Source organism: Micromonospora sp. NPDC005367 (genome assembly GCF_040606825.1).
GTDB lineage: Bacteria > Actinomycetota > Actinomycetes > Mycobacteriales > Micromonosporaceae > Micromonospora.
In genome coordinates this window covers 37,159-58,398 of the sequence record NZ_JBEXFP010000040.1, presented here as the reverse complement: position 1 = coordinate 58,398, position 21,240 = coordinate 37,159, and the positions used below count along the sequence as shown (strand labels likewise).

General features: G+C 72.3%; 19 protein-coding genes and 1 pseudogene. 6 read left to right on the top strand and 14 right to left on the bottom strand.

Annotated elements, in window-relative coordinates; genetic code table 11:
* Positions 1-18 precede the first annotated feature (18 nt).
* The 8 genes and pseudogenes from ABZS42_RS24095 to ABZS42_RS24060 all read right to left on the bottom strand — a co-directional run bounded on the left by ABZS42_RS24095 (position 19) and on the right by ABZS42_RS24060 (position 6,692).
* Complete coding sequence (locus tag ABZS42_RS24095; protein WP_355148811.1) at positions 19-447, bottom strand: DUF2267 domain-containing protein; 429 nt, start codon at positions 445-447, stop codon at positions 19-21.
* Between the two features lie 358 nt (positions 448-805).
* On the bottom strand, positions 806-2,479 hold the full coding sequence (locus ABZS42_RS24090) for a right-handed parallel beta-helix repeat-containing protein (RefSeq protein WP_355148809.1): 1,674 nt from the start codon (positions 2,477-2,479) through the stop codon (positions 806-808).
* Positions 2,480-2,525: 46 nt separating this feature from the next.
* Positions 2,526-3,413: a DUF72 domain-containing protein gene (locus tag ABZS42_RS24085; protein ID WP_355148807.1), complete on the bottom strand. Its 888-nt coding sequence runs from the start codon at positions 3,411-3,413 to the stop codon at positions 2,526-2,528.
* Positions 3,414-3,462: 49 nt separating this feature from the next.
* Positions 3,463-3,861, bottom strand: coding sequence for a TraR/DksA C4-type zinc finger protein (locus tag ABZS42_RS24080; RefSeq protein WP_355148805.1), 399 nt, complete (start codon positions 3,859-3,861; stop codon positions 3,463-3,465).
* A gap of 180 nt (positions 3,862-4,041) precedes the next feature.
* The gene (locus tag ABZS42_RS24075) at positions 4,042-4,716 is read right to left on the bottom strand and encodes a uridine kinase (protein ID WP_355148803.1); all 675 of its coding nucleotides are present in this window, start codon (positions 4,714-4,716) and stop codon (positions 4,042-4,044) included.
* Positions 4,717-4,746: 30 nt separating this feature from the next.
* Entirely contained in the window at positions 4,747-5,355 is a 609-nt protein-coding gene (locus ABZS42_RS24070; protein ID WP_355148801.1) for a winged helix-turn-helix domain-containing protein, read from the bottom strand.
* A 283-nt stretch (positions 5,356-5,638) separates the two neighbouring features.
* Positions 5,639-6,122 (bottom strand): annotated as a pseudogene (locus tag ABZS42_RS24065) (rhodanese-like domain-containing protein).
* 192 nt (positions 6,123-6,314) lie between these two features.
* On the bottom strand, positions 6,315-6,692 hold the full coding sequence (locus tag ABZS42_RS24060) for a signal peptidase I (RefSeq protein WP_355148799.1): 378 nt from the start codon (positions 6,690-6,692) through the stop codon (positions 6,315-6,317).
* Between the two features lie 138 nt (positions 6,693-6,830).
* Between ABZS42_RS24060 and ABZS42_RS24055 the strand changes: the two genes are divergently transcribed.
* Positions 6,831-7,787: a DUF3500 domain-containing protein gene (locus ABZS42_RS24055; protein ID WP_355148797.1), complete on the top strand. Its 957-nt coding sequence runs from the start codon at positions 6,831-6,833 to the stop codon at positions 7,785-7,787.
* Positions 7,788-7,947: 160 nt separating this feature from the next.
* Here ABZS42_RS24055 and ABZS42_RS24050 read toward each other — a convergent pair whose 3' ends face one another.
* From ABZS42_RS24050 to ABZS42_RS24030, 5 genes are all read right to left on the bottom strand, one after another.
* Complete coding sequence (locus tag ABZS42_RS24050; protein ID WP_355148795.1) at positions 7,948-8,442, bottom strand: DUF2231 domain-containing protein; 495 nt, start codon at positions 8,440-8,442, stop codon at positions 7,948-7,950.
* Between the two features lie 96 nt (positions 8,443-8,538).
* The gene (locus ABZS42_RS24045) at positions 8,539-9,279 is read right to left on the bottom strand and encodes a GAF and ANTAR domain-containing protein (protein WP_355148793.1); all 741 of its coding nucleotides are present in this window, start codon (positions 9,277-9,279) and stop codon (positions 8,539-8,541) included.
* A 179-nt stretch (positions 9,280-9,458) separates the two neighbouring features.
* On the bottom strand, positions 9,459-11,750 hold the full coding sequence (secA2, locus tag ABZS42_RS24040; RefSeq protein WP_355148791.1) for an accessory Sec system translocase SecA2: 2,292 nt from the start codon (positions 11,748-11,750) through the stop codon (positions 9,459-9,461).
* An 80-nt stretch (positions 11,751-11,830) separates the two neighbouring features.
* On the bottom strand, positions 11,831-12,919 hold the full coding sequence (locus tag ABZS42_RS24035) for a zinc-binding dehydrogenase (RefSeq protein ID WP_355148789.1): 1,089 nt from the start codon (positions 12,917-12,919) through the stop codon (positions 11,831-11,833).
* Positions 12,912-13,922 (bottom strand): Gfo/Idh/MocA family oxidoreductase, encoded by a 1,011-nt coding sequence (locus ABZS42_RS24030; protein ID WP_355148787.1) that lies wholly within the window; start codon positions 13,920-13,922, stop codon positions 12,912-12,914. Before ABZS42_RS24030 ends, ABZS42_RS24035 begins: the two co-directional genes overlap by 8 nt.
* Positions 13,923-14,144: 222 nt before the next feature.
* Between ABZS42_RS24030 and ABZS42_RS24025 the strand changes: the two genes are divergently transcribed.
* From ABZS42_RS24025 to ctaD, 5 genes are all read left to right on the top strand, one after another.
* Positions 14,145-15,128 carry a glucosyl-3-phosphoglycerate synthase gene (locus ABZS42_RS24025; protein ID WP_355148833.1) on the top strand — a complete coding sequence of 328 codons (984 nt, stop codon included), beginning with the start codon at positions 14,145-14,147 and terminating at the stop codon, positions 15,126-15,128.
* A gap of 106 nt (positions 15,129-15,234) precedes the next feature.
* A complete protein-coding gene (locus ABZS42_RS24020) occupies positions 15,235-16,392 on the top strand; it encodes a glycosyltransferase (RefSeq protein ID WP_355148785.1) in 1,158 nt (385 codons plus the stop codon).
* Positions 16,393-16,553: 161 nt separating this feature from the next.
* Entirely contained in the window at positions 16,554-17,015 is a 462-nt protein-coding gene (locus tag ABZS42_RS24015; RefSeq protein ID WP_355148783.1) for a DUF4383 domain-containing protein, read from the top strand.
* A gap of 82 nt (positions 17,016-17,097) precedes the next feature.
* A complete protein-coding gene (locus ABZS42_RS24010) occupies positions 17,098-17,826 on the top strand; it encodes an ATP-binding protein (protein ID WP_355148781.1) in 729 nt (242 codons plus the stop codon).
* A 113-nt stretch (positions 17,827-17,939) separates the two neighbouring features.
* Positions 17,940-19,943, top strand: a complete 2,004-nt coding sequence (gene ctaD, locus ABZS42_RS24005; protein WP_355148779.1) for a cytochrome c oxidase subunit I — start codon at positions 17,940-17,942, stop codon at positions 19,941-19,943.
* A gap of 100 nt (positions 19,944-20,043) precedes the next feature.
* On the opposite strand, the gene ABZS42_RS24000 is transcribed toward ctaD, so the two are convergent.
* Positions 20,044-21,180 (bottom strand): SigB/SigF/SigG family RNA polymerase sigma factor, encoded by a 1,137-nt coding sequence (locus ABZS42_RS24000; protein ID WP_076473059.1) that lies wholly within the window; start codon positions 21,178-21,180, stop codon positions 20,044-20,046.
* Between the last annotated feature and the right edge of the window lie 60 nt (positions 21,181-21,240).

Sequence of the window (21,240 nt, the reverse complement as noted above, 5' to 3'; positions counted from 1 at the left end):
GGGCGGGCCGGCGTCACCTCACGGCATCATCCTGGCCAGATCCCGGGGCATGGTGTCCTTGACGTCTTCCCACTCGCCCTGGGTGACGTGCCGGCGCAGGGTGTCGAGCACCACCCGCACGACCCGCTCGGTGCCGCCCTCCACGTCGTACGGGAAGCCCTGCCGGACCTCGTAGAGGAAGTCCTCACGGTTGAGCTTCACCGGTACGTCGGACGGCTTCCACCCGTCGAAGTAGATACCGCGCACCACCACCGGCAGCTGCTGCGCGAACTCGACGCTCTCCTGCACCGGCATCCGGTCCCGCAACAGATGCAGCACGGTCCGCAACGCGGCGTACGACTGGTTGCGCTGCTCCTTGGGCCAGCCGTACGCGTTCTCGATGTCCTTCAGGATCAGGTTCGTCTTGTCCAGCGAGGACTCGATCGCCGATATGAACTGCTCAGCCATCTTCCCACCCCCGTTCCTCGTTGACCCAGCGTCGGTCGTCGTCGCGGCGCGGCGGCCCCGCCGGGCCGCGCCGGCGCCGCATCGGGCTCCGTCGGCCTGCCTGCCGGGCTCCTCGCGCGTCGGACGCGCCGACCACACGCAGCACGGCCCCGCGTCGGGGATCCGCCACCACTCGAGCAGTCATTCCCGGTCACCTCCTCGTGATGCGTGGGTCGGTCCACCGACCGCACGCGATCTCCACGATGTCGTCCGGGCGGGTGAGTCGTCCTCACCCCGCGCGGGTGAGCAGGCCCCGGGTGTGATCCGAACCGGTCGGCCGCGAGCGCGAGCCGCCCGTGGGGCCGAGCGGTAGGGACCCTTACTTGGCGGTCCAGCCGGTCCTGCCGGTGCCGGACGTCTTGACGTACAGCGTGCTGGTGGCTCCGCCGGAGAGGTTGGTGTACGTCGTGCCCACCGGCGCGGCCACCACCCCCTCGGGGCTGCCGGTGCCGATCAACTGCCCGGACGCGGTCGTGACGTTCGGCCAGGAGATCGAGATCGCGCCCGCCTCGATGGTGTTCGTCGCGTCCCAGATGAAGCGGCCCACGTCGTGGGTCCCGTTCGTGGTGATCGACAGCGCGACGCCCGGATCGGCGTTGATCGTGTTTCCGGTGAACTTCGCCAGCCCGACCCCGCGCAGCAGCACCCCGTACCCGCCCGACGCCGTGTGCTCGAAGACGTTGCCGTGCAGGAAGAACCGGGCCGTGTCCACCGCGTTGAGCGCGAACAGGCCGTGCCCGTTCGGACTGTGCACGCGGTTGCCGGACAGGATGACGTCGCCCCGCGTCTGGTCCACCCTGATCCCGAACTCGGTGAACGTCGTGCCGGTCGTGCCCGCGCGGACGATGTTGTCGGCGATCGTGATGCCGTTGACGTAGCTGACTCCGATCCCGGCCTGCCCCGACTCGTAGACGATGTTGTTCGAGACGAGGCAGTCCGTGGCCGGGGAGTCGGGGTCGCCGCGCACCGCGATGCCCACCTGCCGCATTGCCGTCGACTCCCCACCCGGATTGTCGACGATGTTGCCAGTCACGACCGCCCGGGACCGGGCAGCCGACCCCGCCTGGTAGCCGATCACCACCGAGATCGCGCCCTCCGCGGACATGTTCTTCGCCGAGATCTGGCCGTTCAGCACGGTGTTGTCGGCGATCACGACGTCCTGGCACGATTTCGCGGCGATCGCGGAGAACCCGCAGGCCTCGAAGTAGTTGCCGATGAATCGGGCGCCGAGGGTCATCGGATAGGTGTGCAGAGCGGCGATGTCGTTGTTCGCGCAGTGCTGCCCGATCCCCCAGAACCAGTTTCCGATCGCCTCGATGGTGGCGCCGGTGCCAAGTCCGTTCGGGTAGTCGGTGACCGGGGCGAAGAAGATGCCGCCGGGCGCGCCACCGGTCAGCGCCGGCGTGGTGGTGCCGATGAGGGTGTTGCGGTTGAACCGCATCATGCCCTTGCGGCCCGGCTGTGCGCCGTCGACGCAGACCGCGCACGTCCAGTGCTGGTACTCGCCGTCGTGCTCGGCCATGTCCGCGAACCTGCAGTCCGACACGTCCAGGTGGCCACCGAAGTTCCTCGCGTACACGGCGCACGCCTGCGATCCGGTGAACCGCACGTTTCGCACCCGGACCTCGCAGCCCGCCGGCAGATCGCAACGCAGCAGGTAGCGACGGTTTGCGCCCTGCCCGGCGTGGTTGCCGTCCACACTGCCGCCGGTGAGGGAGAAGTAGGGGCCACTGATCACGAACAGGTGGCTCGTCGAGCCGGTGCGGTGCTTGAGCGTCGCCCCGTCCTCCAGCACGATCCGCGTCGTGCCCGCAGCGGTCACCGTGTTCACCACGTAGGTGCCGGCCGGGACGAAGACCACTGACCCGGCCGCGGCGGCGAGCGCCGCCGTGAACGCCGCCGTGTCATCGGTGGTCCCGTCACCGACTGCGCCGTACGTACGCACGTCGACGCCGACCGAGCCGAGGATATCGAAGTCCGAATCAGCAGACATAGCCAGACCTTAATGGCTGCCGGCTGCGCCGTACACCGCCGCGACCTCAATTTCCGCCCGTGTTTGCACTGGTCAGCATACGTGCCAGGGATTCCGCGTTGCGTTGCGCATAGTCGCGGTAGCAGTTGTTCATGAGCACGTGGGTCTGCTGGGCGGAGTCGGCCAGCTCCCGCAGCTTCGGCGCCCAGTCACGCAACTCCCGTTCGGAGTAGCGGTAGCCGAACTTCTCGTGGATGTCGGTGCTCGTCCACTTGTCGCTGTGCCCGTGGAATCGCATCACGGCCAGGTCCGCGGTGGCCGCCAGCACCGGCGGCACCGACGAGCGGTGTCCCTGGGGCATGTCCACGCTGACGTACGGCAGGCGGTGCCGGCGAAGGAACTCCAACGTCTCGTCCCGGTTGTCCCCGTCGAACCAGGAGGCGTGCCGGAACTCGTACACCGGTCGCAGCGGCGCGCAGCGTTTCGCGACCTCCAGCAGGTACTGCTTGTTGTCCCGCTTGATGGTGAACCAGGGCGGGAACTGGAACAGTAGCGCACCGAGCTTGCCCGCGTCGACGAGCGGGTCGAGCGCCGAGAGGAACCGGGTCCACACCTCCTCGTACGCCTGCGGGGTCAGATCGTCGGGATACACGTTGCGCTTCGCGGTCTGCGGTCGCAGGTCCTTGTACAGGGCGCTGACCCTGGTCGGATGCCCGGTCAGCAGGCTGAACGCCTTGACGTTGAAGGTGAAGCCGGCCGGGGTGCGCTCGGCCCAGAGCCGGGCCGTCCGTTCGGCCGGCGGGGAGTAGTAGGTGGCGTCCACCTCGACCAGGGGAAACTGCCGGGCGTAGTACGCCAGCCGCTTCTCCGGCGTGTCGGCCGTCTGCGGGTACCAGCCGGAGTCCAACAGGGTCCGGTCGGTCCAGGAGGCGGTGCCCACCTTGATGTCACCCATGGGTGGAGTTCACCGCGCCTCGGACCGACCGGCAACCGTGAGGTCCTCGTCAGGCCGCCCGCCGCTCGCGGGTCTGCTTGCAGGAGACGCAGGTGGTGGCCGACGGGAAGATCTCCAACCGCTCCACCGGGATCGGCGACGTGCAACCCTCGCAGAAGCCGTAGGTGCCCTCCTCCAACCGGGCGAGCGCGTGCTCGTACTGGGCACGACGATCGAGGATGGTGCGCAGCAGCGACTGCGCGGTGTCCCGCTCGGCGGTCTTGGTGCCGCTGTCGGCCTGGTCGTCGCCGGCGGTGTCGCCCACCTCGACCAGCCGCAGCACCTGACTCTGCAGTACCGCCTGCTCGTACTCCGCGGTCAGCTCGTCGTAGCGCGATTGGAGGGACTGCCGGATCTGGCCGACCTCCGCCTCGGTCCGACCCGTTCCTACCGTGTCGTGGACGAGCATGGCTGCCCTGCCTTTCCTGGCCTCTGGTCAACCGGGGGCCCGGCGCACGGATGCCCCGGTCACGGTCGCGTCCGACGCACGGGCGATGACCCGTGCTCTGTGAGCCGGGCGAATACCCGCCGGATCAGGCGATCAAACCGGTGACTTACCGGACACCGGCGGCCGTTCGGGGCGCCGTCCTCAGCCGAGCTGGACGTCCTCGACGAGGGCTGGGTGGCGGGGGTCGTCGAGGCGTACCACGACGTCGGCGAAGGACGCCGGGTCGACCTCGGTCGCGTACCTGTCGAACGCCGGCAGCGTCCACAGCTGCTCGGCGTCGGTGCGCCGGCGCAGCGCCGCCGGGGAGAGCACCAGGTGGACGGTGACGTCGAAGGGCAGGCCGCCGCCGAGCAGCAGCGGACCGCTGACCAGCAGCACGCCGCCGGGCGGCAGTTCGACGTACGCCGCCCGGCTGGCTCGGTCGGCCGCCGCGTCCCAGAGCGACGGCAGTACCTGACCGCTGCCCCCGGTCCCGGCCGGGTCGAGCACCTCCCGGCGCAGGCCCGCCTCGTCCACCCAGCCCGCGTAGTAGGCGTCCGGGTTCGTACGGCCGTGTTCGAGCCGGACCGAGGCGGGGCGCAGGAAGTTCTCGGCACGTACGTGCAGCACCGGCCGGCCCCGGGCGCGCAGCGGGTCGACAAGCGCGGCGGCCAGTTCCTCCGGTCGCGCGGCGTCCGGGCCGTCGACACCTACCCGCAACCGGCCGGGTGGTACGGCGGCGGGCTGGTCGGCCGGTTCGAGACGGGCGGCCTGCTCGGCCAGCCGGTCGGTCAGCTCGGTGACGAGTCGCTCGGGCGAGATGGGGCGGATGCGCACGCCGACCATCCTGCCCGGTGGCCGGTGCGGTCAGCCGCTGCGGTCGAGGGTGACCCGGGCGTCGTCGGCGAGCCGGTAGCCGACCCCGTAGACCGTGGTGACCAGCGGCACGTCCACGCCGACCTTGCCGCGCAGCCGTCGGACGTGCACGTCGACGGTTCGTACGCCGGCGTGTTCGTAGCCCCATACGGCGTTGAGCAGTTGCAGCCGGGTGAAGACCCGCCGCGGGTGGGCGACGAGGTGCAGGAGCAGGTCGAACTCGAGGCGGGTCAGCGGCAGCGGCTCGCCGTCACGCAGCACCGAGCGCGACGAGGCGAGGATGTGCAGGGTCGGGACGGCCGCGGCGAGCGCCCGGGAGGCGGCACGGTCGGCCGGTACGTCGACCCGTCGATCGACGGCGGGGGCCGGGACGCTGGACACGGTGACCTCGCCCCGCTCGATGAGTTCGCGGGCGGCCTCGAGGAGCCGGCGAGCCGGCGGGGTCAGCGATTCCTCGCACGTCAGCGGGATGGAGAGGGTGACGGTGAGCACCGGCGCGGGGGTGTTCGCCGGGCGGCGCTGCCCGCCCGGGGGCCGGCCGGGAACCGCGGGTTGGGCCGTATGCCATCCGGCGCGCGACGAGGCGGGGCTGACCGACATGGTCCTCCTTGGCTGGTCGGGGATCTCCCCACGGCCCGGGACGCCGCCTTATCGATGCTTCCCGGCAGCCGTGCGAGGGTCAAGAGGCCGCTACGTTGCATGAATGTGACATTTGACGAACACATCGGAGCCGAATGCTCGCTCTGCGTACGAGGCTTGATGATTACAGCAGAGCCGTCCGGATGACCCGATACGGGGGGTGCCCGTCGGGTTCACATTCGACTTCCGCGCCGCGCCGGGCCGAGGAGTGCCGGCTTGGGCGCGTTCCCAAAGGGACCGACCGTCACGCCAGTGGGACAGTGGCGGTGATCGGTGGCCGAAGCGGCGACCGGGGCACCGGGGCCGGACCGAGGGCGGACAGACCGGCGAGACGCCAGGCGACGAACCCGCCGACGACGTCGGTGGCACGCCACAGCCCCAGGTCCTGCAGCGCGGCGGCCGCGAGCGACGAGGCCGAGCCCTCCTGACAGAGGATCACCACCGGCAGGTCGTAGCCGACCGCCTGGGGCAGCCGAGTGGCACAGCGTGGATCGAACCCCCACTCGAGGACGTTGCGTTCCACGACGAGCGAGCCCGGCATGGTGCCGTGCGCGCTGCGCGGCGGGCCGGATGTCGACCAGCAGGGCGCCTGCCCGGTACGCCAGGTGCGCCCGCTCCGGGTCGAGCCGATCCAGCCGAGCCCGGGCGGTGGCCAGGATCTCGTCGATGCTCCGGGCGCCGGGTGGCGGCACCGGGGTCGGACGGTCCGTGGCGTGGGGCTGGTGCATTCGGGCTCGTTCCGTTTGAGGACGGCTCCGCCGTACGGGAGGCGGAAGCGACGAACGGCCGGCCGAGGCCGCCGTGAGACCGAGCGGTCGGCGGCATCGAGGCACGGCGGCCACCGGACGACCGACCGGGTCGACCGCGCACCGGGCGGCGACGGTGAGCGGGTCGGGACAGGCGTCCGCAACCGCGGACGGTCAGCGCTGGACCGGCGACTCCACCCGGTAACCCGGCACCGACGGCCAGCGGACGGTGAGCACCACCGACTCCTGCTCGGCGTACCAGGAGTGGTCGACACCGGGACCCCACACCACGTAGTCGCCGGGCGAACCGAGCACCACCGTGCGGTCACGCAGCTCGACCCGGAACCGGCCACTGATCAACACCAGCAGGGCCGTACGCCGCTCTCCGGTCGCCCAACGGGCACGCGTCTCGCCCCGCGGGTGCACTCCCCACTTGACCTCGACGTCGGTGCTGTGCCGGACCTCGTCCGGCGGCATGAAGTGCCCGAGCAGCCAGCCACCGTTGGTGGCCCCGTCGACCCCGGCGTTACCCACGTAGACCGTCTCGTCCATCACCCTGTTCCCCCCACGCGCGCCGCAGACCGTATCAAGAGCGACGGCACCGACAACTGGGGCCGGTGCGACGGATGGACCGGCGAGCAGGCGGGGCATCCGCGAGCGAGCCGCGATCCGGCCGGGTATACATGGGCGGTGGAAGACCCGCTCCCCGAACAGATGCGTACGGCCGCCGGCGCGCTGCTGACCGCGCTCGACGAGCCGGCGAGGGCCGACGCCTCGTACCGCTTCGACGACACCGACGCCCGGCGCTGGCTGGAGTACCGCCCCCGGCCGCGGCCAGGCGTGTGCCTGGACGACCTGGACCGGTTGGGGCGCAAGGCCGCGCACCGGCTGCTGGCCACCGCTCTCAGCCCCGCCGCGTACGCGCAGGCGATGGCGATCGTCGCGCTGGAGGAGGTGCTGGACCGGGCCGAGGGGTGGAGCCGGGGCCGGCACAGCGGCGACTACTGGGTGGCCGTCTTCGGCGACCCGGCACGCGACGACCGCTGGGCCTGGCGGTTGGAGGGCCACCACCTGTCGGTCAGCATGACCGTGGTGGACGACCAGGTCTCCCCCGCCCCGATCTTCTTCGGCGCGAACCCGGCAGCCGTCCGCCACGCCGGGCACCCGGTCTCCCGCCCGCTCGGCGTCGAGGAGGACCTGGCTCGGGCGCTGCTGGACGCCGTGGGCCCGGCCGCGCGTGCGGCGGCGATCATCGCCGACGACGCGCCCGACGACATCATCAGCGCCACCCGTCCCCGGGTGGACGGCCAGTTGACGCCGCTGGGCGTACCGGCGGACCGGCTCGGCCCGACCGGCCGGGCACTGCTGGACCAACTGCTCGCGGTCTACCTGGATCGGCTCCCGCCGGAGCTGGCGATCCGCGAGGCACGCCGGCTCGACGGTCGCGAGCTGCACTTCGCCTGGGCCGGCCCGACCTGTCCCGGCCGACGACACTACTACCGGATCCAGGGCGACGACCTGCTGATCGAGTACGACAGCACCTCCGACGACGGCAACCACACGCACACCGTCCTGCGCCGCCCGGCCAGCGACTTCGGCCACGACGTGCTCGCCGCCCACCACGCCGACGCCCATTCACGAGGCTGACCACACGCCCGTCAGCGGGCGGGTCAGCCCCGGTGGGCCTCGATGAGGAGGCGGCGGGCGGGCGCGATGAACGGGCCGTCGTGCCGGATGCGGCGGTGCAGCGCGCAGCTCGTGGCGACGGTGCCGCCGGGCCGCCGGGCCGCCGGAGGACGATCCCGCGTCAGGGTCGGGGGCGAATGATCTCCGTGCCGGCCCCGGACACCCCGCCCAGGGCGTCGAAGGTCTTCGCCTCGGCCCGGCCCTCGTCGAACCGGCGCACCAGCCGGGCGCCGAGCCGTACCCCCACCGCGCCGATGGCGAGCGCCACCAGCTCGGTCCCGAGCAGCACGGGCGACGCGCCGTTCTGCGGGGCCCGGATCAGACAGGCGAGCAGGAACAGCCCGGCCATCGCCAGGTTCACCAGGTTGAAGGCGATCGCGGTGTGCCGGGTGCGATCACCGGGCACGTCCCACAGGTCGACCATGCCGGCCACCGCGGCCAGGGCGGCGGCGACCAGGGCGGCCACCACGCTCCAGTAGCCGACCTCGCCGAGGAACGCCGGGCCGCCGAGCACGTCGGCCAGGTCGAAGATGACGGCGCTCACGAAGAGCCCGTACGGGAACGTGACCAGCATCGGTTGGATCGGGTGCCCCTGGACCCGCAGCCGGCTCTGCATCGTCGCCTCCCCGGTCGGACGATTGGTGAGCCCAGGGTGCTACCCGGGCGCACGCGGGGTGAAACGACGCGAGACCGAGGAAAGGTACGAGGCCGCTCAGTTCTCCCGGGCCCGGGAGACCGTGCGGACCAGCCGCTCCGCCACCTCCCGCAGCGGTATGTCCAGCGAGGCGGCGGCGCTGCGCAGCACCTCGAGCGCCTCCTCCGCCGGACAGCCGCGCTGGGTCATGATCACTCCGATCGCCTGCCCGACCACTCCGCCGTCCAGCAGGGAGGCGTCCCGCTCGTCGGCGACCTCGATCTGCCGCGCCCGGTCCCGGACCGCGGCCAGCAGCAGGCCGGCGTGTTCCGCGAGCAGCATCGCGGTGAGCTGGTGCTGGGTGGTGAGCACGTCGGTGGCCCCGGCGTACAGGTTGATCGCGCCGAGCACCTGGTCGTCGACGTCGAGCGGGGCGGAGATCACGCCGTGTACCCCCAGGTCGACCGCGCGGGGCGTCCAGTCCGGCCAGCGCCGCTCGCGGCCGAGGTTCTCCGACAGCACCATCTCCCGGCGCCGGATCGCGTCCATCGACGGCGAGTCCGGGCCGTAGCGGAGGTCGTCCAGGCCGGCGAGCTGCGGGTCGGAGGCCGCCGCGCCAGCCGGCTGGCCGGCACGCAGCGCGGTGAACCCGCAGAAACTCACCCCGGCCACGGCGTCCCGGGTGATCCGGACGAGCGCGCCCAGAGCCTCATCGAAATCGGTCACGGCTATCAGGCCTGCGGTCAACTCCCGCAGCAGCGCGGCAGTCTCCAGCACGCCGACGGTGGGCACCGCCGGCTGGTCGGTGTCGAGGTTCACGGGCGTGCAGCCCCCGCCCCACGGCCTGTCACGGCACGCCCGGCCGGCGCCATCACCTGTGTCATGTCTGCTCACTCCCGAGTCATCGGACCCGCCCTACTACCCGGCGTTACCTGGGTCGAAACGGGCTGAAACGCAGGTCCGGCCGGCGATGTCGGCGCCGGCCGGACACCGCGGCGTCAGCGGGAAGCGCCGGTGAGCCGACGCCCGACGGAGGCGATCAGCCGGTCGAGTTCCGAGCCGAACGGGTTGTCGTGCACGAGGTACGTCCAGGTGGCGCTCGGCCGCATGAGCTCCGCCTCGTCCGGCTCCCAGTCCTCATCGAAATCGGTCTCGGTGAAGGTGGCGATCGTACGCGCCTCGATCTCCGGGACCAGCTCGTTGAACGCCGGCACGGCGGCCCGGTGGAACTCGTCCAGCGGGTCCAGCCGGCCCAGCGCTCGCAGGTGCACGCCCTCACGCACCTCGGACAGCTCGGCGAGATGTTCGGCCCAGAGCCGGTCGAGGTGGTAGAGCGCGATCGAGCGGGCCACCCGGGCGAGCAGGTCCTCGTCCATCTCGGCGGCCTTCTCGGGCACCTTGTCGAGCAGCATGAGGGCGGCCACGTCGGTGGTGAGCAGCCGCTCGCGCCGCTCGGCCAGGGCCTTGCGCTGCTGCTCGATCACCACGCTGTAGCGCCAGGTGTTGCGGTGGATCTCGTGGTTGACGCCTTCCGCGACCCGCTGGGCGTGCTCGACCGCGTAGTCGACCTGCTCGTCGGTGACCAGACCGTCGGCATTCATCCGCGGCGACGGCGGCACCGCGTCGGCGGCGTGCCGGACGACCAGGTCGTCCTCGAGGCTCACGAAGAACACCGAGCCGCCCGGGTCGCCCTGCCGGCCGGCCCGGCCGCGCAGCTGGTCGTCGACCCGGCGGCTGTCGTGCCGGCCACTGCCGATCACGTACAGGCCGTTCAGCTCGGCCACCCGCTCCTGGTCCGCCTGGTCGCTCCCGCCGAGGCGGATGTCCACGCCGCGGCCGGCCATCTGGGTGGAGACGGTCACCGCGCCGTAGGCACCGGCCTCGGCGATGATCGTCGCCTCCTCGTCGTCGTTCTTGGCGTTGAGCACCACACACGGCACGCCGGCGGCGTGCAGACCGGCGGCGAGCTGCTCGGACTCCTTGACGTCCAGGGTGCCGACCAGCACCGGCCGCCCGGCGGAGTGGCAACGCTTGATCTCGTCGATCAGCGCCTCCTCCTTCTCCGCCCGCGTGGCGTAGATCCGGTCCGGCTCGTCCTCGCGGATGCAGGGGGTGTTCGGCGGGATCACCGCCACCTCCAGGCCGAAGAACTCGCGCAGCTGGTCACCGACGAGCACCGCGGTCGCGGTCATGCCGCAGACCTTCGGGTAGAGGGCGATGTACGCCTGCACGGCGATGGTGCCCAGAACCTCACCCTCGGCGGTGGCGTCCAGCCCCTCCTTGGCCTCCACCGCGGCCTGGAGCCCGTCCGGCCAGCGGCGGCGCTGGGCCACCCGGCCGCGCATCTCGTCGATCAGCTCGACCGAACCGTCCCGGACGATGTAGTCCACGTCACGATGCAGCAGCGCGTGCGCGTGCAGTGCCACGTTCACGGCGGAGAGCTGCTCGACGTGCTCCTCGTCGTACAGGTCGATGCCGAGCTTCGCCTCCACGGCGGCCAGCCCGGCGGACGTGAACGCCACGCTGCGGCCGTCCTCGGCGACGGTGTAGTGCCTGCCCTTGCGCAGCCCGCGCACCAGCGCGGCGGCGGCGTGCACCGGGTCCTGTTCGCCGGGGACCGCGCCGGCGAGCACCATCGGCACCCGCGCCTCGTCGATCAGGATCGAGTCGGCCTCGTCGACGATGGCGGTGGACAGCGGCGGCTGGACCCGGTCGTCGATGTCGGTGACGAGCTGGTCGCGCAGGTAGTCGAAGCCCGCCTCGCTGACCGAGACGTACGTGACGTCACAGGCGTACGCCTCGCGGCGCTCCTGCGGCGTGGACGCCTCGCTGACCCAGCCCACGGTCAGGCCGAGCAGGGTGTAGACCGGCTCCATCCACTGGGCGTCACGACGGGCCAGGTAGTCGTTGACGGTGAGCACGTGCACCGGCCCGTTGCCCATCCGCACGTGCCCGTACGCGGCGACGGTGGCGGTGAGCGTCTTGCCCTCGCCGGTGGCCATCTCGGCGACCTTGCCGGAGAGCAGCGCCATCGCGCCGAGCAGCTGCACGTCGTAGGGCCGTTGGTCGAGCCCGCGGCGGGCCGCCTCCCGGCCGATCGCGCAGATCTCCTCGTAGCCCGTGGCCTGGCGGGCGGCCTCGGTGAGTTCGGCGTCGTCCAGCGCGCGGAGGCCCTCCTCCCGCGCCTCGATCGCCGGCAGCAGCTTCTCCAGCGGGGCAAGGTCAACCGTCGTCCCCGGGCGCTGGAGGAACCGCCGGAACTTGCTCTTGAACCGTTGCGACACACCCATGAGCGGCAACGGTACGCGAACCGGGGCGGCTTCCGCGTCCCGCCCGGGCGGCATGTCGGATCCGGGCGGTGACCAGCCGGTCACACCGCGAGGACGACCTGCAGCTCCTGCCTGCGACGCTCGGCGAGATCGGTCAACAGGACGGGAGCGTCCTCGAACGGCACCACCGCCGTGACGAGGTGCTTACGGACCAGATCGCCGTACGCGCGCAGCAGTTCGATCGTCTCGGCCGAGAGCCGCTCCCGGTCCCAGACCGGGACCAGCCCACGGGGAACCCGCCCGATCTGGGCGCACCGGACGGACAGCCCGTTGTGGTGGAATTCCTCGCCAAGCCGGACGGCGTCCGCTCCGGCCTGGTAGAAGGCCAGGTCGATCACCGTGCCCTGCGGACGAAGCAGGCGCAGGGCCAGGCGCAGCGCCCAGGCCTGACCCCGGCACTGGAACACGACGTCGGCGCCCCGGTCACCGGCCGTGTGCGCCCAGCGGGTCTTGAGCACCACGGCCGGCTCGTCCACGTCCGGGTCGAGGGTCTCCAGGCCGAGCGCCTCGGCGACCTGCCGGCGCTGCGGCGTCGGGTCGAGCACCACCACCGAGGCCGCGCCGTGCCGCCGGGCGAGGAGCGCGGTGAGCAGCGCCACCACGCCGCCGCCGACCACCGCGACCCGGCGCCCGCGCACCCCGTCACCGAGCGACCGCACGTCGGTGCCGTGCAGGTCGGCCGCGGCGTGCAGCAGCCCGTTGGCGCAGATCGGGCCCATGTGGGCGACGTAGACGCCGAGCAGCGGATCCAGGTCGTCGGGCAGCGGCACGAAGCGCTCGGCGACCGGATCGGCGACCCAGCCGGTGCGGTGGCCGTACGTCATCGCGCCCACGGCGCCCTCGGCGACGGCGGGGGTTGCGCTCTCCACCACCCGGGCCACCTGCATGTAGCCCAACCGCGTCACCGGGTACGGGGTGCTGGGCGTGCCGGGCCGGAACAGGCCGAGGTCGGCGTCCCAGGTGACGTGGAGGTAGGGGTTGGTGCCCTTGACGTAGCTGAGCTCCGTGCCCGCGGAGACGCCACTGAACAGGGTGCGCACCCGGAACGTGCCCGGGCGCAGCGGCGCAGGGTCCTGCTCGACCAGGCACACCCGGCCGGGCGCCTCCACCACGAGCACCCGCTCACGCATCGACGGTCACCCCGGCGCCGCCCAGCGCCACCGTGGCCGGGACGTCGAGTCGTACCGGCCGGCCGGTGCGGGCCGAGTCGGCCAGCGCCAGCGCGAGCCGGTGGGTGGCCAGCGCCTCCGCGTACGGGACGCGAACGTCCTGGTCGAGGCCGCGGACCGCGTCGACGAACGCCCGATCCACCGCCACCCGGGCGGTCTCCGGGTCTGCGGGCAGCCGCCGCTCCCCGTCGGCGTCGCAGACCTGCAAACCCTCCTCGGTCAGGGCCAGCGCCAGCCCGTCGGCGAGGATCTCCAGGCCGGCGCGGTGCTTCCAGCCGAGCACGCAGGCGGTGCTGAGGGTGCCCACGGCGCCACCGGCGAAGCGCAGGGCGGCGGCGGTCACCGAGTCGATGTCCGCCCCGTCGAGCGGTGGTGGGCTGCCGTCGCCGTAGGCGGTCACCTCGGTGGCCTCCCCGACGAGCACCCGGATCAGGTCCAACACGTGGGCGGCCTGCTCGACCACCGGGCCGCCGGAGTGGTCCCGTCGGCACCACCACTCGACCGGCGGCACCTTGTCCCACCAGGCACCCGAGACCATCCGGACGGTACGACCGGCGAGCAGGTCCCGCGCCTGCTGCACGACCGACAGGTACCGCCAGTGGTGGCCGACGGCGGTGAGCAGCCCGCGCCGGGCGACCAGGTCCGCGATCCGCTCGGCGGTGACCAGGTCCACGGCGACGGGTTTCTCCACGAACATCGGGACCCCGGCGGACACGACCGCCTCCTCGACCGGGCCGTGCGCGAAGGGCGGCAGGCAGACGTAGACCGCGTCGGGCCGGGCCGCGAGCAGGGTGTCGACGTCCGGGAACGTCCGGACACCGTGCATGCCGGCGAGTGCGGCGGCCGCGGCGGGCCGTACGTCGGTGACCCCGAGAAGTTCCGTGTCCTCGAACCCGGCCAGCACCCGGGCGTGGCGCTGCGCCACCCCACCAGCCCCGATCAGCCCCACCCGGCACCTGTCCATCGGCCCCGCCTCTCCGCCCGGCTCAGCTCGTGCGGCAAGCACTCCCCACCCGGGCGGCCAGCCAAACGTCCATCGGGTGCGGTCCCCGGCGGGAACGCCGCGATCAAGCCGTTAGGCATGATTGGTTAGCGCGAGGGTGGCGGTGGGAAAAACGACGTTCGTTCTCGGCCACGATCTGGGGGTGTGCCCGTGCGGGAAACTGATTCGAGCGTCTCACCGGTGGTGGAGGCCTGGGCCACCTACCGGACGACCTCGGCGGCCGACTGGAACGCCCGACGGCTGTTGCGCGCCAAGGGTGAGAGTCGGGTGAGCGTGGTGCTGCCCGCCCGCAACGAGGAGGCGACCGTCGGCGCGATCGTGGCGACGATCCGCGAACATCTGATGGACCGGGTCGCCCTGGTCAACGAACTCATCGTGGTGGACTCGCGGTCCACGGACCGGACCGCGCAGGTGGCCCGGGCCGCGGGCGCCGAGGTGGTCAGCCAGGACGCGATGACCCGCGGGCTGCCCCGGCTGGCCGGCAAGGGCGACGCGCTCTGGGCCGGTCTCGCCGCCGCCGAGGGGGACGTGGTGGCCTTCGTCGACGCCGATCTGCGGGAGTTCCGCCCGCACTTCGTGACCGGCCTGCTCGGCCCGCTGCTGACGGACCCGTCGGTCGATTTCGTCAAGGGGTTCTACCACCGGCCCCTGGTCGGTACGACGAGCGTCGAGCCGGACGGCGGCGGGCGGGTGACGGAGCTGATGGCCCGGCCGCTGTTGAATCTGTTCTGGCCCGAACTGGCGGGCTTCGTGCAGCCCCTCGCCGGTGAGTACGCCGGCCGGCGCGACGTGCTCGCCCAGGTGCCGTTCGTCTCCGGGTACGGAGTGGAGACGGCGATGCTCATCGACCTGCTGGAGCTGGTCGGGCTCGACGCGCTGGCCCAGGTCGACCTCGGTGAGCGCAAGCACCGGCATCAGGACACCGCGGCGTTGGGCCGGATGTCCGCGCAGATCCTGCTGACCGTCTGGTCCCGGCTGCAGCGGCGCGGCTGGGCGGCGCCGGGCTTCGACCCGACCCCGCTGCTGACCCAGTTCCGCCGGGGCGGCTCGGAGGGGCTGCCGAACCTGGAGCGGGAGATCGTGGTCAGCGACGTGTCCGTCCAGGAGCGGCCGCCCCTGGCGGAGCTGCGGCACCGGGTGCCGCGCCGGCGGGTGGCGGCGGCGTGAGCGCCCGGACGGCTCGGCGAGGCCACCGCGGGGCCGGCGGCCGCTGGCGCGGCCGCGTGAACGACAGGTCGGCCGGTGGCGCGGCCTGGGAGAGGAGCCGGGCCCGATGAGCCTCACCGTCCTGATGAACGCCGGTCCGTGGCTGTCCGTGCCGCCGCCCGGCTACGGCGGCATCGAGAACGTCATCGCGACCCTGGTGCCGGAGCTGCGCCGCCTCGGCGTCCGGGTGGTGCTCGCCTCCGTGGCCGACAGCGCCCTGCCGGTCGACGAGTTGGTGTCGGTCTTTCCCGACGGCCAGTTCGGCGCTCTGCAACGGCCGTACAACCAGGTGTGCGGGGTCGCCCAGGCGCACCTGGCCGGGGTGGTCCGGGAGCTGCACGCCCGTGACGACATCGACCTGGTGCACGACCACGTCGAGGCCGTCGGGCTGGCCACGCTCACCGCCATGGGTCCGGACGGGCCACCGGTGCTGCACACCCTGCACTGGGATCTGACCAAGCATCCCGCGCTCTACGGCGAGCTCGACGGCGGGGACCGGGTCCGGGTGAACGGGGTGTCCGCGTCGCAGCTGGCCCGCGCGCCGCGCGCGTTGCAGGACCACTCGGTGGGGCACGTGCACCTGTCCACCCCGCTCGCGGTGGGCGCCGACCGGCGGCCCCGGCCGGAGAAGGGCGAACACGTGGTCGTGCTCGGCCGGATCAACCCGGGCAAGGGGCAGGACGTGGGCGCCCGGCTCGCCCGGCAGGTGGGCTTCCCGCTGGTGCTGGCCGGGCCGGTCGGTCCGTACCACCGGCCGGAGGACCTCGCCGCGGCCGGCGAGGAGGCTCGACAGAACCCGGACGTCCGGTTCTTCTACGACGAGGTCGCGCCGCACCTGGACGGGGACCTGGTCCGCTGGGTCGGAACGGTCGCCGGACGGGAGCGCGACGAGCTGCTCGCCGGGGCACGCGCGGCACTGTTCCCGCTGCGCTGGGAGGAACCCGGCGGCACGGCCGTGGTCGAGGCGCTGGCGTTGGGCACCCCGGTGGTCGCCACCGCTCGCGGCTGCCTGCCCGAACTCGTCGAGCACGGCCGCACCGGCCTGCTCAGCACCGGCGAGGAGGAGCTGGGTGAGCTCGTGCTGGCCGCCGGCCTGCTCGACCCGGACGAGTGCCGCCGGGAGGCGGTGGCCCGCTTCACCCCGGCCGTGATGGCCGAGAAGTACCTCGCCCGCTACGAGCGCGTCCGTCAGCTGACTGCGGCGGCCGACCTGCAGGCGGCCTGATCCCGGCTCGGCAGGGGTCGGCGACACGTCCGGGGGCCTGCCGACGGGCGGGGCGCGGGCGACCGGCCCGGCGGCGACCACCGCGAGCGGTCGTCGCCGGTTTGCCGGGCCGGTCCACGGGTAGCCGCGCCTGGCCGAGGCCGCAGAGGGAGGAGACGTCGGTGATCGGACCGATGGCACACTCCCGGGCCCGACCCAATCCGGCCGACGGTAAGGCACCGGTACGGCGGGCCACCGGCGTCGTGGCGGTCGTCTTCCTCGTCATCGGGGTGCTCGGCTTCATCCCCGGGGTCACCAACCCCTACGACGATCTACGCTTCGCCGGCCACCACTCGGGGGCCGCGCTGTTCGACACGTTCCAGGTGTCGGTGCTGCACAACCTCGTCCATCTCGGGTTCGGGGTGGCCGGGCTGGCGCTGTCCCGGACGGTCACCAGCGCCCGGGCGTACCTCGTCGGGGGTGGCGCCGTCTATCTCGTGCTCTGGCTCTACGGCGTGGTGATGGACGCCGACAGCGGGGCGAACTTCCTCCCGCTCAACGGCGCCGACAACTGGCTGCACCTGGGCCTCGGCGCCGGCATGATCGCGCTCGGCCTGCTGACCGCACGGCGGACGGCTGGGTGAGGCCGGGCGTCGCGGTTTGGTCGATTCGCGCCGGGGGTAGTTCGAGGGTCCCACCGATGAGACGCGAGAGGGCCAGGGCGAGATGTCGAGCCGGATCACCTGCGAGGTGCGCGACGGGTCGCCGGTGACCGTCGTCCGGCTCGCCGGAATCCTCGACCTGGGCACGATGCGGTCGGTGCACCGGACGCTCGACACCTGCCTGGCCGCCCAGCCCGACGCCCTCGTGGTCGACCTGGGCGCGGTCGCCGTCGAGGACCGCCTGGCACTGGCCGTCTTCGCCGCCACGGCCCGCCGCGCCGAGGAGTGGCCGTCCGTGCCGGTCGTGCTCTGCGCCCCGCCGCCGACGGCCGCGCGCTGGCTGGCCGAGTCCACCGCGTGCCGGGTGGTGCCGGTGCGGCGGGACTGCGCCGAGGCGACCCGGGCGGCCGGAGCGGCTGCCGCACCTCGGCTGCGGGCCCGGCTCGAACCCGTCGCGGAGGCCTGCCGGCGGGCCCGTGAACTGGTGAGCGACGCGTGCGCCCGGTGGCAACTGCCGGAGGTGGCCGGTCCCGCCTCGGTGGTCCTCAGCGAACTGGTCGGCAACGTGGTCCGGCATGCCGGCACCCCGATGCAGGTCACGTTGACCCTGCGCCGGCCGTACCTGCACATCGCCGTCGTCGACGGCAGCCGCGAGGCCGTCCAGGCGCACACTCCTGACGTCCGCACCGAGGGGGGCCGGGGTCTGCTGCTCGTCCGCCAGCTGGCGCAGCGCTGGGGCAGCGTACCGGCCGGGAACGGGAAGGCGGTCTGGGCGATGGTGCCGGTGATCTGACCGAGTATCGCCCCGACACTGCGAATTGACCCGGTATACCCCTTCAGCCTGGTTTCATAGGGCAGGGGCCGGGTAGTCACGCCCGTCCTCTTACGCGACGACGGGGTGAAGCCATGCCCAAGCGGGTCACTACGGAGCCGGGCCGGGACAGAGGGCCGGCGATCCTCGCACCGGCGCAGTTCGGCGGCTATCCCGGCCCGTTCCGCGAGGTCGTCCCCGGCAGCACCATCGTCAAGCTGCTCGGCACCACCGACGCCAAGCTCATCGGCCTGATGTACCTCACCACGGCGTTCACCTTCTACGTGATCGGCGGGGTGATGGCGATGCTCATGCGGGGGGAGCTGGCCCGGCCCGGGCTGCAGTTCCTCTCCCCCGAGCAGTACAACCAGCTGTTCACCATGCACGGCACGGTGATGCTGCTGCTCTTCGCCACGCCGCTGGTGTTCGCGTTCGGCAACTACATCGTGCCGCTCCAGATCGGCGCCCCGGACGTCTCGTTCCCCCGCCTCAACGCGCTCGCGTACTGGCTCTACCTGTTCGGCGGAACAACCGTGATGAGCGGCTTCCTCGTGCCGGGCGGCGCGGCGGACTTCGGCTGGTTCGCGTTCACCCCGCTCTCCGACGTCGAAAACTCGCCCGGCGTCGGCGGCAACCTGTGGCTCATCGGCCTGGTCGTCTCCGGACTGGGGACGATCCTCGGCGCGGTCAACATGATCACCACGATCCTGACCCTGCGCGCACCCGGCATGACGATGTTCCGGATGCCGATCTTCACCTGGAACATCCTGCTCACCAGCGTGCTGGTGATCCTGGTCTTCCCGCTGCTCGCCGCGGCGCTGCTCGCGCTGGGCGCGGACCGGCTGCTGAACGCGCACGTGTTCGACGCGGCCACCGGCGGACCGATGCTCTGGCAGCACCTGTTCTGGTTCTTCGGCCATCCCGAGGTCTACATCGTGGCGCTGCCCTTCTTCGGCATCGTCACCGAAATCCTGCCCGTCTTCTCCCGTAAACCGATCTTCGGTTACCTGGGTCTGGTGCTCGCCACCCTCGCGATCACCGTGCTGTCGATGACGGTCTGGGCGCACCACCTGTTCGCCACCGGGCAGGTGCTGCTGCCGTTCTTCAGCATCCTGAGTTACCTCATCGCGGTGCCGACCGGGGTGAAGTTCTTCAACTGGATCGGCACCATGTGGAAGGGGCAGCTCACCTTCGAGACGCCGATGCTGTTCGCCATCGGTTTCCTGGTGACCTTCCTGCTGGGCGGGCTCACCGGGGTGCTGCTGGCCAGTCCGCCGGTCGACTTCCACGTCACGGACAGCTACTTCGTCGTCGCGCACTTCCACTACGTGCTCTTCGGCACGATCGTCTTCGCCGCCTTCGGCGGCGTGTACTTCTGGTTCCCGAAGATGACCGGCCGGTTGCTCGACGAACGCCTCGGCAAGGTCCACTTCTGGACGATGTTCCTGGGCTTCCACGCCACGTTCCTGGTGCAGCACTGGCTGGGCAGCGAGGGCATGCCGCGCCGCTACGTCGACTACCTGCCCAGCGACGGATTCACCATGCTGAACACGATCTCCACCCTCGGGTCGTTCGTGCTCGGCGCCTCCACCCTGTTCTTCATCTACAACGTCTGGAAGACCTGGCGGTACGGGGCGCAGGTGACGGTGGACGATCCCTGGGGCTTCGGCAACTCGCTGGAATGGGCCACCACGTGCCCGCCGCCGCTGCGCAACTTCGATCGGATGCCCCGCATCCGTTCCGAGCGGCCGGCCTTCGACGCCAAGTACGGCGCGGTCGTCTCCGACCTCGGCGGCGACCTGCCGCAGCGCACCACCCGGCCGCCGCAGGAGTTCCACGAGGAACTGCGGCACGTCAGGCAGGTACCCGAGTCGCCGTCCGCCGAGGGCGCGCACGGCCCCCGCGAGGCGGAGGAGTACGTGCCGGCGCCGCAGTCCGGCGCCCGTCCGGTGCGCGTGCCGGACCCGGAGCAGGTCCGTCGGCCGAGCTTCGAGGAGACCGACGAGCCGGAGGGCAACCCGCTCGGGGCGCGTCGCGCGCCGCAGGAGAACGACGAATGGAGCCACCCGCGCAGCCACGGCGACCAGCCGGAGGAGTGACGGGCACGCGGGCCGAACAAAGGAGAAGGGGCCCCCGTCGACGCCTGCCGGGCGTTGACGGGGGCCCCACACCGAGCCAGGGCCGGACGGGGCCGATCAGTCAGTCGCGGGCCGGTGGCAGGCCGGCGGCGGTCAGCGAGCGGCGCACCGCCGGCTGCACCCGGGTGAGCCGCATCGGTACGCCGGTGCGGGCGGCCGCCTCCCGGCCGGCCACAAGAGCGGCGATTCCACCGGCGTCGACCCCGCCCGCGCCGACCAGGTCGACCACGACCTCGCTCGGCTGGCCGGTGACCGCCTCCAGCATCGCTCGGCGCAGCTGGTCCGCGCCGTCCCGGTCGACGTCGCCGCCGACCTCGACCACCACCCGGTCACCGTTCTGCCGCACCGAGATGCGTGACTTGGTCGACTCGCTCTCGGCCGCACCGTTCTGCCACGGCGGCGGCGTGTCGGCGAGCATCGCCTGGCGCAGCCAGGTCAGCGCGCGCGACAGCAGCCGGGACACGTGCATCTGCGAGATGCCGAACCGGGCCGCGATCTCCGCCTGGGTCTGGTTGCCGTAGAAGCGCATGGCCAGGATCCGCCGCTCCCGCCAGGGCAGGCGGTGCAGCAGCCCGCTGACCGTGACCCGGTCGTCGACGGATTCCAGCGCGTTGTCGGACTCGCCGACCAGGTCACCGAACTCGGCCGAGCTCTCCCCACCGACCGGGGCGTTGAGCGAGGCCGGGCTGTAGCCGGCGGCCGACTCCAGCGCGGCGAGGATCTCCTCCTCCGGCGTCTCCAGCCGCTGAGCCAGTTCGGCCACCGTCGGCGCCCGGGACAGCTCGCTGGTCAGCGCCGCGGTGGCCTGCCCGACCTCGAGGATCAGATCGCGTAGCCGACGGGGTACGTGTACGCCCCACGTCCGGTCCCGGAAGTGCCGCTTGATCTCGCCCACGATAGTGATGGCCGCGTATGCGGTGAAGGAGCCCCGTTCCGGGTCGTACCGGTCGACAGCGTTCACCAGCCCCAGCCGGGCGACCTGCTCCAGGTCCTCCAGCGGTTCCCCCCGCCCCCGGTAGCGGCGGGCGAGCCGGCCGGCGAACGGCAGGGCGAACCGCACCAGGTCGTCGCGGGCCTCCTGCCGCCGTTCGGGCGGTAGCCCCTCGATCCGCGCCGCGTACGCCAATGCGGCCGCGTCGAGGTCCTCCAGGCCCCTCTCGGTCGGTGGTGGTGTGCTTGTGGCGGTCTTTCCGAACATCCGCGCCTCCCTCAGGAAGGTCCCCCGCCCGGATTGGGAAAGGCGGTCGTGCGCGTGGTC

Excerpts from the sequence above, each read along its gene's own strand:
- secA2 (WP_355148791.1), bottom strand. The coding sequence starts at position 11,750 with ATGGGTGTGTCGCAACGGTTCAAGAGCAAGTTCCGGCGGTTCCTCCAG.
- ABZS42_RS24030 (WP_355148787.1), bottom strand. The coding sequence starts at position 13,922 with ATGGACAGGTGCCGGGTGGGGCTGATCGGGGCTGGTGGGGTGGCGCAG.
- ABZS42_RS24020 (WP_355148785.1), top strand. The coding sequence starts at position 15,235 with ATGAGCCTCACCGTCCTGATGAACGCCGGTCCGTGGCTGTCCGTGCCG.
- ABZS42_RS24050 (WP_355148795.1), bottom strand. The coding sequence starts at position 8,442 with ATGCAGAGCCGGCTGCGGGTCCAGGGGCACCCGATCCAACCGATGCTG.
- ABZS42_RS24070 (WP_355148801.1), bottom strand. The coding sequence starts at position 5,355 with ATGTCGGTCAGCCCCGCCTCGTCGCGCGCCGGATGGCATACGGCCCAA.
- ABZS42_RS24010 (WP_355148781.1), top strand. The coding sequence starts at position 17,098 with ATGTCGAGCCGGATCACCTGCGAGGTGCGCGACGGGTCGCCGGTGACC.
- ABZS42_RS24035 (WP_355148789.1), bottom strand. The coding sequence starts at position 12,919 with ATGCGTGAGCGGGTGCTCGTGGTGGAGGCGCCCGGCCGGGTGTGCCTG.
- ABZS42_RS24085 (WP_355148807.1), bottom strand. The coding sequence starts at position 3,413 with ATGGGTGACATCAAGGTGGGCACCGCCTCCTGGACCGACCGGACCCTG.
- ABZS42_RS24095 (WP_355148811.1), bottom strand. The coding sequence starts at position 447 with ATGGCTGAGCAGTTCATATCGGCGATCGAGTCCTCGCTGGACAAGACG.
- ABZS42_RS24080 (WP_355148805.1), bottom strand. The coding sequence starts at position 3,861 with ATGCTCGTCCACGACACGGTAGGAACGGGTCGGACCGAGGCGGAGGTC.
- ABZS42_RS24090 (WP_355148809.1), bottom strand. The coding sequence starts at position 2,479 with ATGTCTGCTGATTCGGACTTCGATATCCTCGGCTCGGTCGGCGTCGAC.
- ABZS42_RS24060 (WP_355148799.1), bottom strand. The coding sequence starts at position 6,692 with ATGGACGAGACGGTCTACGTGGGTAACGCCGGGGTCGACGGGGCCACC.
- ABZS42_RS24000 (WP_076473059.1), bottom strand. The coding sequence starts at position 21,180 with ATGTTCGGAAAGACCGCCACAAGCACACCACCACCGACCGAGAGGGGC.
- ctaD (WP_355148779.1), top strand. The coding sequence starts at position 17,940 with ATGCCCAAGCGGGTCACTACGGAGCCGGGCCGGGACAGAGGGCCGGCG.